Origin of the sequence: Acidithiobacillus ferriphilus, from assembly GCF_028215975.1 — a bacterium.
Lineage (GTDB): Bacteria > Pseudomonadota > Gammaproteobacteria > Acidithiobacillales > Acidithiobacillaceae > Acidithiobacillus > Acidithiobacillus ferriphilus.
Window position 1 is genome coordinate 2,170,568 of record NZ_CP116458.1, and the last position, 16,331, is coordinate 2,186,898.

The following is a 16,331-nucleotide window of genomic DNA, read 5'->3' on the forward strand; positions in this document are numbered from 1 at the left end:
AGACCAGATTAATCCGGTCATGGGCGCCAAACACATCAATATCCACAGTTTCGTCATCCGCCCTCCGAGCGAATCCACGTTGGAGCGTCGGGTACCAGCGAACCCCGCCACAAAGAACTCCCCGCATCCTGGGTAAAGCCGTGGGCGGGCCAGAAGTCGCGACAGGCGTCATTGCGGCCGGTGGCGGTGAAATGCCCCACAAAATCCGCATGTCCGCCCTCCTGCATCTGTCGCAACGCTTCGACCAATAAAGCAGTTTCGATACCCAGACTAAATACCCGGCAGGATAGCACCACCTGCTCAATCCCATGGCCGCGCAGCAGGGCCAAAGCAACGAGGCCGTGATTGGTAAAGCGATCTTCGGCGCGCGCTGCCAGCAACCAACCTCCAGAAGCCAGCCAATCCCGCAATTCCGCATCGCTCCAGCGCTGGCCGGTGGTGTTGAATTGATTGGTTCTGTTCAGCAGCTCCAGAGCGCGGACATAACGGGAGTGCCCGACATCGACAATGCGGTCAAAACGCAGAGTCAGGCCCAAAGACTGCAGCCAGGCATCCCGGTCCATATCCACCGCCGCCAGCTCCCGCGCCGCTTTGGCCTGGATCGAATCGGTGCGCAGGACGGATTCCTCGCTGACGCGCGCCACCTGGGTTTCGGGGGCATAGAGCAAGACATGTCGCCAGCGCTCGGGTGTCCCCGTCAAAAAGCGCATCCGCGGAAAAGCCCCGCGCACCTCTTCGATCTCCAGGGGGTGGTCATCGATGAACAGGGCATGATCGGGCAGAATGTTGGTCGTGCGCAGCATCTGAGCGATGTTTTGGGATTTGGGCTGCCAGTTGATCTGCACGGAGCAAAAATCTTCCAGACGCAAGCGCTGGCCCCACAACTGTTGGAAGCGTTCGCGGGTCGGTCCCTCGTCGTTCTTGCTGCAGATGGCCAGCAATATCCCACGCCGCTTGCACTCCAGCAGGGCCTCGGCATAGCCCAGCGGCCAGCCTTCAGTATGCTGCCAGGGGACGATTTCGTCCTCTTCTGCCAAAACGCCGCGCCACAGGGTGTTATCCAGGTCGGTGATGATCAGTTTGACGGGATCCTCCGCACGCAATACCCGCATGGCGCCTTCCAGTCGCTCCAATATATCCCGAGCTATCCATTCACCCTGCACGCTCAACGGCGACAAGCCATTATGGGTATAGTGGGACAGGTAACCGTCGTACACACTGGCGTCGCCATAATACTGGCGGATATCGTTGATTTCCAGATAATAGCCCCGTGGCGACGCGGCCAGATGGTCCTCCAGGGCATCGTTGAGGCCTCTGACCAAGCCATACAGGGAACCCTGGCGGTTGCGCCCGAGAACGCCCGCCACCTGCGGAGGAGGCTCCAGCAGAGACACGAAGAACACCGGTAGACCCGGTGGAATGGCGGCCAATATATGATCCACCACCTGCTGCACGTTGAGGATAGCCTGCGCCTGAATCTGCCCCATATCCAGCTCTGGGCGCAGATGAAAAAGATCGCCGTCGCCCTCTTCTACCGACATGCTGAGGAGGGTGCGCAGGGTGAGGTTGACAAGGACCACATCAAAGGCGTCGGCAACTATCTGCCGATCCACCTCCTGCAAGCCCGAATCCATGAGGTAATGCCGCATGGACCAGTCCAACTCCAAGGCCACCTGCAGCAAGCTCTCGGCAAGGCAGGTTCCGAGCAGTGCGATTCGAGGTTTTGGCAGCGGCAGACGGCGCAAATCCGTCGGCAGCAGGGGGGGGTGTTCCTCGCGCAAAAAATCCGCGATAGCCAAGCGCCGCTGGCGGTATTGGGTATAGCGCCGGGCCTCGGCAGATCGCCTGAAATCCTTCAATACGCGGACACGCCCCCGGCCCGCGCGCAGCAGGCGCAGATAGTAGGCCTTGCCTTCCGCATCCGCGGCACGTCCCAGATAGCGCTGGTAAATCGCTTCCACGAACTCGGCGTCGGGCAAGGCGCGCAAATCCGCCTTTCTCGCCTCAGCCCCAGACCACCAATGGTCCCACAGGGCGGAAAAACCTGTCTTACATCCCCTCATAAGCGGATATGGCCTCATCCACGCTATCGAAAAAGTGCAGCTTGCCATGCTGCAAAAAGGCCGCGTGATCGCAGTTGTTGCGGATAATATCCAGATGGTGAGAGACCAACACCATGGCTTTGTTCTCCCGGCTTCGCAGTTCCTCCTCACACTTGCGATTAAAGCGGATGTCGCCCACGGAGATGACCTCGTCCACCAAAAAGCAATCGAAATCGATGGCCATACTCAGGGCGAAGCTCAGGCGGGAATTCATGCCCGAGGAATAGGTCTTGACGGGCTCGTCCAGATAGGTCCCGAGTTCCGCGAAGCCCTCGACTCTCGCCACGGTCTCATCCACGTCCACACCGTATACCCTGGCGATGAGCCGGGCATTGTCCCGCCCCGTCAGACTACTGTGGAATGCCCCGCCGAAGGCTATGGGCCAGGAAACATTCATTCCCCGGTGCACGGTGCCTGAATCGGGCGCAAGAGATCCACTGACAATCTGAATGATGGTGGACTTGCCCGCGCCATTGGGACCCATGATGCCCCAGCGCTCTCCAGGACGAACCCGCAAGGAAATGTCATCCAGCACCACCTGTTTGTCCCGGCCATGGCGGATGGGGAAGGTTTTATGGATGTTCTCCAGAAGCAAGTCGTTCATAGGGTGTTGCCTTTCCTGTCATCCCAGGGGGAATATCATGATATCGTCGGCGATGTCCTCCCGCCCTCGTCATTTTTAAGCGATTTTTACGAACTATCTCTACGTTACTTGCGTATTTCCGACATTTTCAATCCGTTCCGGGAACTTTGGACGGGTTGATCCCTGGCTGGCCACCGCTTGCAGCATCAGGCAGGTAAATCGCCACATGTTATAGATCAGATCCATCATGCCGATTTTGACTCCAGCGCGAGTCATACCAATGGTGCGAAACAACCAACTTACCATCCTGCTGTATCATAGCGCCAAAGACATGCTCAGCCCGCGCGGTGCTTATTCTCAAAGGTTTAGAAAAAAGCGTATCGTCTAAAACATTTTTCGGTTTCCATCACCATCTCACGCCACCTTTACTCGACGGATAGCCACTCCTGAAATGGCTAGGCCGAACAATGTCATCCCCAACAACGCGAGCACGGTGTAACCCAGATGATAGTAACTGGGCACCGTCGGGCCAAAGTAGCCATGATGGAAATAATCCACCGCATCGATCAATGGAAAGTAGAGCAAATAACTCCGATAGGGTTCCGGCACTATAAATGTGGGAACAAAAACGCCGCAAAACGGCAGCATCAAATACAAGATGATGTGAGACGTCTTTTCGATGGTTTCACTGAGTTCGGCAAGCCCCGCCATGATGAGGACAAAGCCAAAGGAAAACCAGATGACCAATAGATAGCCTACCGCCATGATCAGTAGATTGCTCGGTAAGTGACATATTCCCACGACGATGAATATGGGAAAAAGAAACAGGAACACCGCCATCCCGCTGGCGAATTCCAGAAGAATGCGCGCATAGAGAATATCCATGGGCCGAATGGGCTGATGGTGCAGCAAGGATCGGTTTTGCTCTATGGCCCCGGTCACCCTCCCGGTACCATTTCTCCAGAACAGCAGAGTGGGATAGCTCACCGCGAGCCATTCCGCAGGGCTGATGCCATAGGGATACCCAGAATCAATAAATGAGAAGATGATCATCACCCCAATCACAAACAGCGCCGGTTCGCCAATCATCCACAGCATGCCCAGCCCCTCTCGCCCGAACCGCGTCACCGTCTCGCGCAAGGTGAGCGCCCAAATTATGCGCCCCTGTAGCCGCAAATTATCCCAAAAGGTCGAGCCGCTGTTAGCGGGCATGGTGCTCTCGAATCCCTGCAAACAGAATGCTCAGGACGCCCCAGACCATCAGCGACACCAGCAATACCGCCAGCACATCTTCAAAGCGCTTCGGTTCTTGCGGTGCGTCGGGCAGATTCGGCCTGCTGATGGTTTCCAGATACAGCTCCTGCTTCTGTGCCGTAAGGCGCGCCTGCTCCAGGGAGGTCACCGCCGCTTCCAGCAATTTCTGCGCGAGAAGCTGGTTGACGTTCAGGCGCTCATACTCGGTGTCTTTGCTGGCCAGCGATTGTTTGGAGCCGGTGACCTTGGCGTTTTCCGCCAGGATCTCGCCTTGCAGCGCCTTTATGGAACTTTTCAGCACTGGTATCTGCGGGTTACCGGGAGCGTGCGCGCGGATGGCATCGAGCTGGGTTTTTTGGGTGATGAGGTGATCCTGGAGCTTGGAAACCATGCCCAGTTGCAAAGCCGATTGGGCGGGTGGGCTAAAAACGCCGTGACGGTTGCGGTAATTGGCGAGCGCCAGGGTGGCGTCCCGCAGCTTTTGCTCGGCGGCAGTGACATCTTTCTGCGCGTAGTACACCCCCTCGACTCTTGCCCTTTTGTTGAGCCGGTTGACGATATCCTGACTTTTTTGCAGCAGGAAGGCGTTGATCTTACGCGCATCTTCGGCACCGTAAGCACGCACTTTGAGCTTGGTGATACCGCTGGTATTGTTCAGATTGTCGGTGACCATGGACTGGTAATAGCGCAAGAGATTGATATGACTGCTATAAGGGAAAAATACGCCGCCGAAGCGATCGAAAATGTCGATGTTCTCGCTACCGTAGACTTTTTTGAGATCGTAGACCTTGTTGAGGGCCATCATGGCATCCCAGGAATCCACATAGGCATGGATGGTTTCCGCCGCGCTGGTGGAGTTGCTGCCCCCCAGCCCGCTCAGCAGGCTGGCGAGGCCGGAACTGCTGATGCGCTGGCTGGGGCTATAGACAACGAAGGCGGATTCGCTGATGTACACCGGCGAGGCAATGAGACCGAAGTACAGGATGGATAAACCCGTCGGCAGCAGCACCACGTAGATAAACAGCTTGTTGAGGTTCTTGACCCGGTTCCAGATGGATTGCGGCACAGAGATTCCTCTTATCAGCTGATTCTCGGAGCGGGCTCGCTTTGCGCATCGGGTAGAGCCCGCCCATAAATATCCTCGAAGCGCACGATATCATCTTCGCCCAGATAGGCGCCACTTTGCACCTCGATCAGGTGCAGGTCTATGACGCCTGGATTACTGAGACGATGGGTCTCTCCTGCCGGGATAAAGGTGGACGCATTGGTCATGATCAAGCGTTCTTCACCGCCCACATGGACGAGCGCGGTACCGGACACCACAATCCAGTGTTCACTGCGATGATGATGCATCTGCAAGGATAGCTTTTCTTTGGGCTTGACCACGATGCGCTTGATTTTGAAATGATCGCCTTCCTCCAGCACCGTATAACTGCCCCAGGGACGATAGCAGGTAACATGCGTATCGACGGCGGCGTGGCGGCGCGAGCGAAGAATTTCCACGATACGCTTGACGTCCTGATCGCGGCTTTTGTCGGCGACAAGCAGGGCATCCGGAGTGTCTACGATCAGCAGATCACGCACCCCCAGCAATGCCGTCACCCGGTCTGGGCTGTGTACTACGCAGTCCGTACTGTCCACGAGCACGCTGTCCCTAACCGCCATGTGGTTGTTACGCGCATCGATCTCCATCAAGGCGCCGTAGGCGTTCCAGGCGCCCAGGTCATCCCAGCCGAATTCCGCGCGGATCACCGCGACGTTACTGGCCTTCTCCATAACGGCGTAATCGATGGAAAGATCGGGCGCCCCCTGAAGCGCCTCGTCCAGCTCGATACTGTCTCCGTTACGGCTACCGCACTCCCAGGCGGAGGACGCCGCGGCGTACACTTGCGGAGCGTGCTCTGCCATGGCTTGCAGCAGCACATCGGCCCGCATGCAGAACATGCCGGAATTCCAGAGGTAATCGCCGCTCCTCAGGTAATTCGTGGCGGTTGCGGCATCGGGCTTTTCTACGAAACGCACGACCTGGTGCCCGCCCTGCTCCAGCGCGGCACCCATCTGAATGTAACCATAGCCGGTCTCCGCGGTGGTGGGCACCACTCCAAAAGTCACCAGATAACCGGCTTCTGCCAGCGCCGCGGCATGCGTGATGGCCTTGGAAAAGGCCTGATCATCCTGAATAATGTGATCTGCTGGCAAAAACAGGAGAATACTGTCTTCTCCCACTTCTGCCTGCGCCCAGAGTGCGGCGGCGGTCATGGCCGGGGCGGTGTTGCGTCCGACGGGTTCCAGCAGGTACTGTGCCTTTGGCAGTGTGCAGCCATGATGCTTGGCATAGGCCGTGAAGGTGTCCCGGGTAAGAAAGTAGTAATCCCGGTTGGTGACGGTGAGTATGGGGCCTTGTGGATCCAGTTGCATAATGCGGCACAGCGTTTTCTGAATGAGGGTTTCGCCATCCGGCAAGGCGATAAACGGCTTGGGGAAAGACTTGCGGGAAAGCGGCCAGAGCCGGCTGCCAGAGCCACCAGATAGAATGGTCGGTATAATCTGCATGATTTTTGCCGTCCTTAAATTTAAGTGTTATGCGCTATTCTACTATAACATATTTTTATGGTACACTACGTCGGCGGAGGATTACAAGTTTCTACGACCAGGCATCTGGCGCGCGCGTCCGCCTTGGTCCGGATCCTCGGTCCCAAATTAAATAACGCGGAGTATTAGATTTGGACAAAAAAGCAAACACCTGGATGATCCGCGCTGGTGTCATGGCCGCATTGTTGGTGGGCATGACCGGGTGCGCCTCTTACATGCCGTATTCCGGGCCTCGCGCGGGCAATGTAAATGATGTCGCACACAACAAAGCCCTGGCGGGGATTCAACTGGTGGATGTGAATTACGCCATGTCTCGTTACATGAAAGATGAGATTGGTCAGTCCCATCTGAATGCATTGAAGGATTTCATGAATCCCGACCCCCTCCGTTATGCCGTCGGGCCCGGCGATATGCTGCAGGTGTATATTTGGGAGGCGCCGCCCGCCATGCTTTTTGCGACGGGGGCTGCTTCCATGAGTCGCCTTTCGGGGTCCATGATGACATCTATCCCTGCACAGATGGTGGGGAGCGATGGCGACATCATGATGCCTTTTGCGGGCAAGATTTCTTGTACCGGCAAAACCCTCAATGAGATTGGTGCCGAGATCCGCGATCGGCTGATTCATATGGCCCATGATCCGCAGGTGGTGGTCCGGCTGGTGAAGAATCATGCCCAGAGCATTACGGTGGTGGGCAACGTGAAAAAGAGCACCATGGTGCCCATGATTCCGGGCGGGGTCAGCGTACTACAGGCCATAGCGGCGGCGGGTGGCGTGGTCAAGCCGGTCAACAAGGTGACCATACAGTTGTCCCGCAGCGGCAAGGTGCTGCAATTGCCTCTGGAAGAAATCATCCGCAATCCCCATGAGGACGTTTCTTTGCGCGGTGGCGATGTGCTGACGGCGCTCTACAAACCCTTGCAGGTGACCGTGATGGGCGCCACCAAGGAAACCAAGGAAGTGGACTTTCAGGCCTCTGGCATCAGCCTGGCCCAGGCCTTGGCGCAGGCGGGGGGGCTCAATGGCAATCAGGCGGATGCCAAGGCGGTATTTGTGTTTCGCTTTGAGAAGCCGTCTTTGCTGCCACACTGGCCGAAACCGGTGCAACTCACCGCCAATGGCGAAGTGCCGGTGGTATTCCGTTTTAATTTCAGCGATCCGGCCACCCTCTTTGCCGCGCAGACCTTCCCCATCCAGAATCATGACCTGATTTATGTGGCGTCGGCGCCGATCACCGATCTGCAGAAGTTCCTGGGGCTGATCATACAGATCGTCTATCCGATTCAGGGTCTGACAACAGCGGGTGTAGTCCCCTAGGAAACTCACATGAGTGGATTTGGTGATGCACCGATTTTTCTGGATGTGACTCGTCTGCTGTACCGCCTGGCGCGAGGGCGAATGCCGACTGGGGTGGATCGCGTGTGTCTCGCCTATGTGCGGCATTTTCACCATCGGGCGCAGGCCATGATGATCTGGGGCGGCATCGCGGTAGGTTGGTCACCGTCGGCCTCCATGGCGCTTTTCGACCGCCTGGTGAGATGGGAAGATGGTGAGCGTCCCGCCAGCCTGGGGAACATCTTGCGGGCCGCGTTCAAATGGCCGCCGCGCGCGGTGCCTGCCGGGAGCTGGGTGCTCAATATGGGGCACAGCGGGCTGGACCAGCGGAGTTATCTTGGCTGGCTACGCCGTAAAAACATGCGCTTGCTGGTGATGGTCCATGACCTGATTCCCATTACCCATCCACAGTTTTGTCAGGCGGGTGCGGCAAAACGTCATGTCCGGCGAATGGGCTTGATTCTGGGGCAGGCAGAGGGGATCGTCAGCAACTCCCGGCATACGGCGGAGATGCTCGGCGACCATGCCCGGCAGACCGGGGTAGCGGTGCCGCCGGTGGCGGTAATCCCGCTGGGCGCCAAAAAGCACTGGACCGTCTGCGAGGATGAGCCTGGCGCGGTAACAGAGCCTTATTTCGTGATGGTGGGAACGCTGGAGCCCCGCAAAAATCATGCGTTCGTGCTGCAGCTCTGGCAGCGCATGCTGGATGAATGGCACGCTGCGGAGATTCCTCACCTGCTGGTCATCGGGCAAATCGGCTGGATGTGTGGTCCGGTGGTCCATCAGTTGAAGACCGACGAGCGCATGAAACAGCATGTACACTTAATGACGGATTGTGACGATGCCCGGCTCGGGCATTACTTGCGCCATGCCCGCGCCATGCTCTTTCCTTCGCATGCGGAGGGCTATGGATTACCGCTGCTGGAGGCGATGGATTTGGGTGCGCCGGTGCTGACGAGCCCGCTGCCGGTGTTTCGCGAGGTGGCGGGTTTGGTGCCGGATTACCTCGATCTGGGCGACGGGGACGCGTGGTTGGAGGCGATTCGCGATTATGCGCAACCCGCTAGTGTTCGACGGGAGGCGCAATTGCAGCGTCTGCGCGGATTTTCGGCACCAAGCTGGTCTGATCACTTTTCCGAATTCGAAACCTTTGTGAGCCGCTTATGAAAAATGAAAAAATCGCGATCATTGGCTATGCGTCGCGCTTGCCGCAAACATCGGATGCCACCTTCTGGGAGGACTTGCTGGCGGGCCGAAACCTGCTGACGCGGGTGGCGGAGGACCGCTGGGCGCAGTATGGTTTTGAGCATCCGTCACGCGCCCATCCAGGGAGCTCGGTGACCTTCGCGGCGGGTTCGCTGGGGGATGTGGGGGGCTTTGATGCGGGTTTTTTTCGCATTTCCCCGCGCGAGGCGGCGGCCATGGACCCACAGCAACGTCTGCTGCTGGAGATGAGCTGGGAGGCTTTCGCCCATGCCGGTATCCCGGTTCTCCGTTTGCGCGGGAGTCGTTGCGGCGTCTTCATCGGCCTCGCCAGTACTGATTATGGCTACCGCCTGACCGATGATTTGGCGGCCATCGGCGCGAACTCGGCGACGGGTTCGACGGCGAGCATTGCGGCGAATCGCCTGTCCTATTTTTATGATCTGCAAGGGCCGAGCATGGTGGTGGATACGGCCTGCTCTTCGGCACTGGTCGCTTTTCATCAGGCTTGCCAGTCGTTGTTGCACGGTGAAAGCGATCTGGCGCTGACCGGGGCCATCAACCTGCACCTGCATCCTTTTGGTTTTCTGATTTTTTCCAAGGCGTCCATGCTTTCTGCCGAGGGCCGCTCGCGCCCTTTTGACGCGGCGGCGGATGGCTATGTGCGCGCGGAAGGCGGTGGGGTCTTCGTGCTCAAAAAGCATGCGGCGGCGCTGCGCGACGGGGATCGCATCCTGGCGGTGGTGGCCCATACCGCCATCAATACGGATGGGCACAAGGCGGGGCTGACCATACCACGGGTGGCGGCGCAAGCGGCCTTGCTGACTGCGGCTTATTCGGCGGCGGGCATCGATCCTGACGCCATCGATTATATCGAAGCGCATGGTACCGGCACGGCGGTTGGCGACCCCCTGGAAGTGGAAGCCATTGGCCGCGCTCTGGGCGCCCGGCGGCGCGCCCACAACCCACTGCCGCTGGGCTCGGTAAAGAGCAATCTGGGGCATATGGAGACGGCATCGGGGGTGCCCGGATTGTTGAAGGCCATCCACTGCCTGCAACAGCGGACCGTACCGGCGACGATCGGCGTGACACGACTGAATCCGCGCCTGCCGCTGGCGGATTTCGGTCTGGAGGTGGTGACTGCGGCGCGCGCGCTGCGTCCCACAGGGCCGCTGACGGTCGGGGTGAACGCCTTCGGTTTCGGCGGTGCCAATGCCCATGTGATATTGGAGCGGGCGGCGGAACCCCGACGGCGGCTGCGTTCACCCGGAAAGGTGCGCCGTGCGCAGCGTTGGCCGCTGCTGCTGTCGGCGGCGACGCCGACCGCTTTGCGACAGGTGGCGGCGAATTTCGCCGATGTGCTGACCGGAGTGGCGGAGCAGGATTACGCCTGCCGCTATCAGGCGAATTTCCGTAGCGAGCGCTTGGGTCAGCGCGCCCTGTTCTGGGGCGGCGGCGAATCCGATCTGGCGACGGATGTACGCGCTTTTGCCGCTGGTGAGGATGCATCACCGGCCGCATTGGGGAAAGGGCTGGAGGAGCCGCGCGGCCCGGTATTCCTCTATTCCGGAAATGGCAGTCAATGGGCGGGCATGGGTCGGGCCCTGCTGAATGAGCCGGTGTTTACGCAAACGCTGGCGGCGATAGACGCGATCTTCCTGCCGCTGGCGGGCTATGCCTTGCGGGATGAGTTGGCGGGCCTGCTCGGTGAGGGACGTTATGTACTGACGGAATTCGCCCAGCCGGCGCTCTTTGCGCTCCAGGTGGGGGTCACGGAGTGCCTGCGCGCGTTGGGAATCGAACCGGTGGCGGTGGCCGGGCACAGCGTTGGTGAGGTGGCGGCGGCATGGGCCTGTGACGGTCTGAGTCTCGCCGATGCCGTGCGGGTGGTCTACGAGCGTAGTCGTTTGCAGGGCCTGTCGCGGGGACTGGGGCAGATGACGGCAGTGGCGGCGGATGCGGATACGGTCCTGGGTTGGTTGCAGGATTGGACCCTGGAGGACAGGCTATCCATTGCCGCATGGAACAGCCCGCGCGGGTCGACGGTGGTCGGCGCCCAGGACACATTGACGGCACTGGAGCGACGATTGCGCAATCTGGGCGTGGGCCATAAGCGCCTGGATGTGGATTATCCCTTTCATAGTCCGCAGATGGACAGCTTCCGCGCGGCGCTGCTGGACAGCCTGGCGGATCTGCACCCGACGGCGATGCGCATCCCGCTACTGTCGACGGTAACCGGCGCGGTGCTCGCCGAAGAGACGCTGGACGCGACGTACTGGTGGCGGAATATCCGCGAGCCGGTGCGTTTTCAGCAGGCGATGGATGAGTTGCTGCAGTCATGGAATATCTTTATCGAACTGGGTGGGCATCCGGTGCTGCGCGGTTACGTGCAGGACGCACTGAATGCGGCAGAGCAGGATGGACGGATCGTCACCACGCTGCGCCGTGACGAGGAAAATGCCCAGGTGTTGACGCAGGCGGCGGCCGCGCTCTGGGTGGCCGGGGTACCGACGGATTGGCAACGCTATTACCCGGTACCGGCCCCGGTGGTCGATTTGCCCCGTTATCCGTGGGAGCGGGAACATCACTGGCATGCGGTCACCAGCGAGTCGACGCGAACGCTCGCTGCTTATCCGGTGCATCCGTTGCTGGGGCATCCGGTTGCTGGCCATGCCGGGGAATGGGAGCAGCAGATCGATACGAAACGGCTGCCTTTTCTGGCCGATCATCGGGTGGGAGACGGGATAATCTTTCCCGGAGCGGGTTACGTGGAATTGCTGCTGGCGGCAGCGCGTGAACGCTTTGCGAACTCCGCGCATCTCGTCATCGAGGACCTGGAAATCGTAACGCCGCTGCTCATCGATGACGATGATAGCAAGGTGCTGCGCGTCAGCGTGGACGAGGGCGGTGTGGTGACAATTCAGGCGCGCCCATTGTTGCAGGAGGGCTGGACACTCCACGGCAAAGGGCGAATTCGCCGGGGTAGTGCGGACGCAGGATCGGATACGCTCCAGGAACTCTCGACGCCACCCTCCCGGCTCCCGGATTTTGATGCGGATCAGCACTATCGTTTGGCGGATATGACTGGTCTCCACTATGGTCCGGCGTTTCAGTCGGTACAGGCGGGATGGCTGCAAGAAGGTGGCGTGCTGGCGCGATTGGCGCTGCCGGCGCCAGCGGATGCCATGGGTTATTTGTTGCACCCCGCACTGCTCGATGGGGCATTGCAGCTTTTTGTGGATCTGCTGGCTGCCGGGGGTGGTACTGCAGAGGCTGGCTGGGGTTATGTACCGGTGCGCGTCGAGCGACTGAGCTTGCTGACGGTGGCAGAGGGCGTGCTTTGGGCGTCCGTGCGGCTGTTGCGCCGCTCGCCGCAATCCTTGTTGGCGGATCTGAGCCTGACCGATGGACAAGGCCGGGTGGTGGTCCGATGCGAGGGCGTGCGCCTGCGCCGGCTGCGTTTGCTGCGCAGCGACGTCGAGCACCTGCGCTATCTGCACAGCAGGCTGACGCCGGCACCATTGGCGCATGGTGCCGACGCGCGGATTTCGCTCGATCTGGCCACCATACACAGGCTATTAGCCGATGCGCTAGCGAATAGTACCGCCGCCGCGCGTTATATCGAGGAATTTTCACCATTGGTGGAGGGACTGCTGCGGGCCTATGGGGCGGAATCTACGACAGTGAGTGGCGAGCAGATCGCGGCAGCGGATATCTGGCAAACCCTTCTGCAGGATTATCCGGAGTTTTTCCCGATCACTCTGCAGGTCGGGCGCTGGGGTTTGCATCAATCCGGCGGCGGAGAGTCGGGTACATCTCCGCAGATCGCGATGGCCGCTCATCCGGCCATCCTCCAGACCATGACCCCACCGATGATGGCCGGACTGAGCGCGCTGGTCGCCATGTTGCGGATGGAATTATCTGCGGGCCAGCGCCTGGGGATACTGGAGATCAGTCATTCGGCGGTGGAGTGGTTGCCGACACTCGCGGCGGACGTGGGGGATGATGTCCGCTGCGCACTCTATCAGGCAGGGTTGAATGACGCCGAGACATCACTGACGGCACCATGGACGACCATCCATCTGCGGGACGAAAACCGGCCTGTGGTGCATCTGGCGTGGTTGCGCCTGGATGTGGCCGATAGAGATGTGCAGTTGCAAATGCTGGACTGCGCCGCGCTCTGTGGCCGCGGCGGGCGTCTTGCTGGTACAAGGGGTGCATCCGGAACTCTGGTGGCAAACGATAGATGAACACGATCCGTCCCTGATGGGTATGGTGGAGTGCCGGCAGTGGCTGGAAGGCCGTGGTTTCGCCGAGTGCATGGTCTTGGGTGCGGAAGCGGCTGGCACGGGTGCGTACGCCTTGTTACTGCGTAAAGCAGCATCGGTGGAGCTGCCGGAAGGCCGTTCCACGACCGGACGCTGGTTACTGGTGGGTACGCCGGGAGCGGAGCACGTACCGGGGGTGGTGATGCTGCGGACGGCGCTGACGGCGGTTGGCGCTGAGTGCCATTTCATTGCCGCCGACTCTGATACCTTACTGACGTCGGCCCTGGCCGAAAATGCGGGGGATAAGCATTGGGCGGGGGTGGTCTATCTGGAGCAGCCTGCACTGACAACCCCTTTCTCGCCGGCGGCGTTGTCACGATCCTGTCAGATGCTCCGTGCTTTGGGCTTATGGGGCGTGAGTCAGACGGATGTGGCGCCCGTCTTTGTGCTGACGGCGGGCGGTGTCCGGGCAACCTGCCCGTTGGCGGATGAACAACCGGCCGATTTATCGGCGCTGGATGCGGCGGGGCTCTGCGGCTTTGCCCGCAGCCTGCAGAACGAGTGGCCGGAATGGGCGCTGCGCCTGATCGACTGGGGGACGACATCGCCCACAGCGGCGACGGTGACGGCCGTCGTCGCTGCGCTGCTCGATCCCGATGCGGAGACCGAACTGGTTTTTGATGCCGAAGGCCGGCGCTATGCCCCACGGGTACAAGAACTGAGCTCGCCAGCGGTGGCAGACCCGATGCAGGCATCTTCCCGCCGACAATTGGGTTTTTCGCTGCCTGGCCAGCTCCGCAATCTGCAATGGGCTGATCATCCGTGTCCGGCCCTTGCTGACGATGCCGTAGAGGTGGTCGTGGCAGCGACGGGGCTCAATTTTCGCGATGTGATGTATGCCTTGGGCATGCTTTCCGATGAAGCCCTCGAAAACGGTTTCTCCGGCCCCGGTCTGGGGCTCGAGTTCGCCGGGCGGATTGTCGCGGTGGGACGGCAGGTGACCCGCTGGACACCGGGGGATGCGGTGCTCGGCTTTGCCCCCGCCAGTTTCAGTACCCATGTGCAGACATCGGCAATGGCCATTGCCGCTCTGCCGCCGGGTATGGACATGGCGGCGGCGGCGACGATTCCGACGGTGTTCTTCACCGCCTGGTATGCATTAAGCGAACTGGCGCGGCTGGAAGCCGGTGAACGCGTATTGATCCATGGCGGCGCCGGCGGTGTGGGTATCGCGGCGATTCAGATCGCGCAGCAACTCGGCGCCGAGGTCTTTGCGACGGCGGGTTCGCCGGAAAAGCGGGATTTTCTACGCCTGTTGGGGGTGAATCGGGTCTATGATTCCCGCTCCCTCGACTTTGCCGAGGCGATTCTGCGCGATACGGGCGGCGCCGGTGTCGATGTGCTCCTCAACAATCTCTCCGGCGAGGCGATACGCCGTAATCTACAGGTGTTGCGGCCTTTTGGACGCTTTCTCGAACTGGGTAAGCGCGATTTTTACGAAAATACCGCCATGGGCTTGCGTCCCTTCCGCAATAATCTGAGTTATTTCGGGATCGATGCCGATCAATTGCTGCTGGGGCGACCGGCGCTGACGCGGCGGCTGTTCACGGAGATCATGGAACACTTTACACAAGGCAACTTCTTTACGCTGCCGATGGTCCGTTTTCCTGCGGCAAGGGTGGTGGAGGCGTTCCGACATATGCAGCAGGCGCGGCAGATTGGCAAGATCGTGGTGGATATGGAAGCGCCCTTCGCCCCTGCCGCGCGGCCCGCGCGCCATGGCGGGCCGGGTCTTCGTCTGTCTGCCGATGGTGTTTATCTGGTCACTGGCGGGCTCTCCGGTTTCGGGCTGGAGACGGCGCGATGGCTGGTGACACGGGGCGCGCGACGGCTGGTACTGGTCAGCCGCTCCGCACGCCCCGATGCGGCCGGCCAAGAAGCGTTGACGGCGATGACGGCGGCGGGCATCGATCTGCACTGCCTGCCCTGCGATGTCGGCGACGGTGCGCAGGTACAGGCGCTGTTTACGCGGATCGCGGCGGAGATCGGACCCTTACGGGGCATCATCCATGCGGCAGCCGTCATTGACGACGCCCTCGCCCAAAACCTGACGGCGACCCAGATAGACGCCGTGCTGCACCCAAAAATCGCCGGTGCATGGCATCTTCACCAGAATAGTCAGGGCGCTCCGCTGGATTTCTTCGTGCTGTACTCGTCGGTGACCACCCTGCTCGGCAACCCTGGGCAGGCCCATTACGTGGCGGCGAATACCTGGATGGAAGCCCTGGCCACGCAACGCCGGGCCCAGGGCCTGCCGACCACCGCGGTGCTGTGGGGGGCGATTGGGGATATCGGTTACCTGGCCCGTAACCCGCAGCGGCGCGATGTGTTGCAGCAGCGACTCGGCGGCGCGGCGCTGCGGGCGGCAACGGCCCTCGATATCCTGGAGTCGATGCTGCTGACGAATACCAACGCCTTGGTGGTGGCCGATCTGGACTGGGGCGTGGTACGCCGCTTTTTGCCGGGGGCCCAGGCGCCGCGCTTTACGGAATTGTCGCGTGGGGTAGAGGAGGACGCCGCCGCGACCGACGCGGATCTCTGCACCACACTGCGGACGCTGCCGCTGGGCGAAGCGCAGGCGTTGCTGACGGAGCTGGTGCGCCGCGAAGTCGGACAGATCTTGCGATTGGCCGTCGAAAAAATTCCGCCGGACCAAAATCTCGGTCAACTCGGGCTCGATTCGCTGATGGGGGTCGAGCTGGCTCTGGCGCTGGAAGAACGCTTGGGGATCAAATTACCCGCCTTTCTGCTCAGCGAAGGACCGACGCCCGGCAAATTGGCCCAGCGGCTGCTGCAGACCTTGCGGAAAAAAGATGCGGATGCCGCGCTGGCGGAACAACCCCCGGATGCCGAATTCCAGCGACTGGCTGCGGCGCATGGCGTCGTCCAACAAGAGATGAATGCTGCGCTGCGCACCGGCACGGGGAGCCATTGA

Annotated in this window: 10 protein-coding genes; 4 read left to right on the top strand and 6 right to left on the bottom strand. The window is 60.3% G+C overall.

Annotated features, from left to right (window positions below):
- Positions 1 to 53: 53 nt before the first annotated feature.
- The 6 genes from PJU76_RS10855 to PJU76_RS10880 all read right to left on the bottom strand — a co-directional run bounded on the left by PJU76_RS10855 (position 54) and on the right by PJU76_RS10880 (position 6,492).
- Entirely contained in the window at positions 54 to 2,063 is a 2,010-nt protein-coding gene (locus tag PJU76_RS10855) for an HAD-IIIC family phosphatase (protein WP_271779553.1), read from the bottom strand.
- Entirely contained in the window at positions 2,050 to 2,706 is a 657-nt protein-coding gene (locus PJU76_RS10860) for an ABC transporter ATP-binding protein (RefSeq protein ID WP_271779554.1), read from the bottom strand. The genes PJU76_RS10855 and PJU76_RS10860 overlap by 14 nt, the downstream gene beginning before the upstream one ends.
- Before the next feature lie 99 nt (positions 2,707 to 2,805).
- Positions 2,806 to 2,934, bottom strand: a complete 129-nt coding sequence (locus tag PJU76_RS10865; protein WP_271779555.1) for a hypothetical protein — start codon at positions 2,932 to 2,934, stop codon at positions 2,806 to 2,808.
- Positions 2,935 to 3,099: 165 nt separating this feature from the next.
- A complete protein-coding gene (locus tag PJU76_RS10870; RefSeq protein WP_271779556.1) occupies positions 3,100 to 3,897 on the bottom strand; it encodes an ABC transporter permease in 798 nt (265 codons plus the stop codon).
- Complete coding sequence (locus tag PJU76_RS10875) at positions 3,887 to 5,005, bottom strand: capsule biosynthesis protein (RefSeq protein WP_271779557.1); 1,119 nt, start codon at positions 5,003 to 5,005, stop codon at positions 3,887 to 3,889. The genes PJU76_RS10870 and PJU76_RS10875 overlap by 11 nt, the downstream gene beginning before the upstream one ends.
- Positions 5,006 to 5,019: 14 nt before the next feature.
- Positions 5,020 to 6,492: a mannose-1-phosphate guanylyltransferase/mannose-6-phosphate isomerase gene (locus PJU76_RS10880; RefSeq protein ID WP_271779558.1), complete on the bottom strand. Its 1,473-nt coding sequence runs from the start codon at positions 6,490 to 6,492 to the stop codon at positions 5,020 to 5,022.
- A 170-nt stretch (positions 6,493 to 6,662) separates the two neighbouring features.
- Between PJU76_RS10880 and PJU76_RS10885 the strand changes: the two genes are divergently transcribed.
- From PJU76_RS10885 to PJU76_RS10900, 4 genes are read left to right on the top strand one after another with little or no spacing between them, the layout of a single operon-like run.
- The gene (locus PJU76_RS10885; protein ID WP_271779559.1) at positions 6,663 to 7,847 is read left to right on the top strand and encodes a polysaccharide biosynthesis/export family protein; all 1,185 of its coding nucleotides are present in this window, start codon (positions 6,663 to 6,665) and stop codon (positions 7,845 to 7,847) included.
- A 9-nt stretch (positions 7,848 to 7,856) separates the two neighbouring features.
- Positions 7,857 to 9,032: a glycosyltransferase family 4 protein gene (locus PJU76_RS10890; RefSeq protein WP_271779560.1), complete on the top strand. Its 1,176-nt coding sequence runs from the start codon at positions 7,857 to 7,859 to the stop codon at positions 9,030 to 9,032.
- The gene (locus PJU76_RS10895; RefSeq protein WP_271779561.1) at positions 9,029 to 13,318 is read left to right on the top strand and encodes a type I polyketide synthase; all 4,290 of its coding nucleotides are present in this window, start codon (positions 9,029 to 9,031) and stop codon (positions 13,316 to 13,318) included. Before PJU76_RS10890 ends, PJU76_RS10895 begins: the two co-directional genes overlap by 4 nt.
- Positions 13,251 to 16,331: an SDR family NAD(P)-dependent oxidoreductase gene (locus tag PJU76_RS10900; protein ID WP_271779562.1), complete on the top strand. Its 3,081-nt coding sequence runs from the start codon at positions 13,251 to 13,253 to the stop codon at positions 16,329 to 16,331. The genes PJU76_RS10895 and PJU76_RS10900 overlap by 68 nt, the downstream gene beginning before the upstream one ends.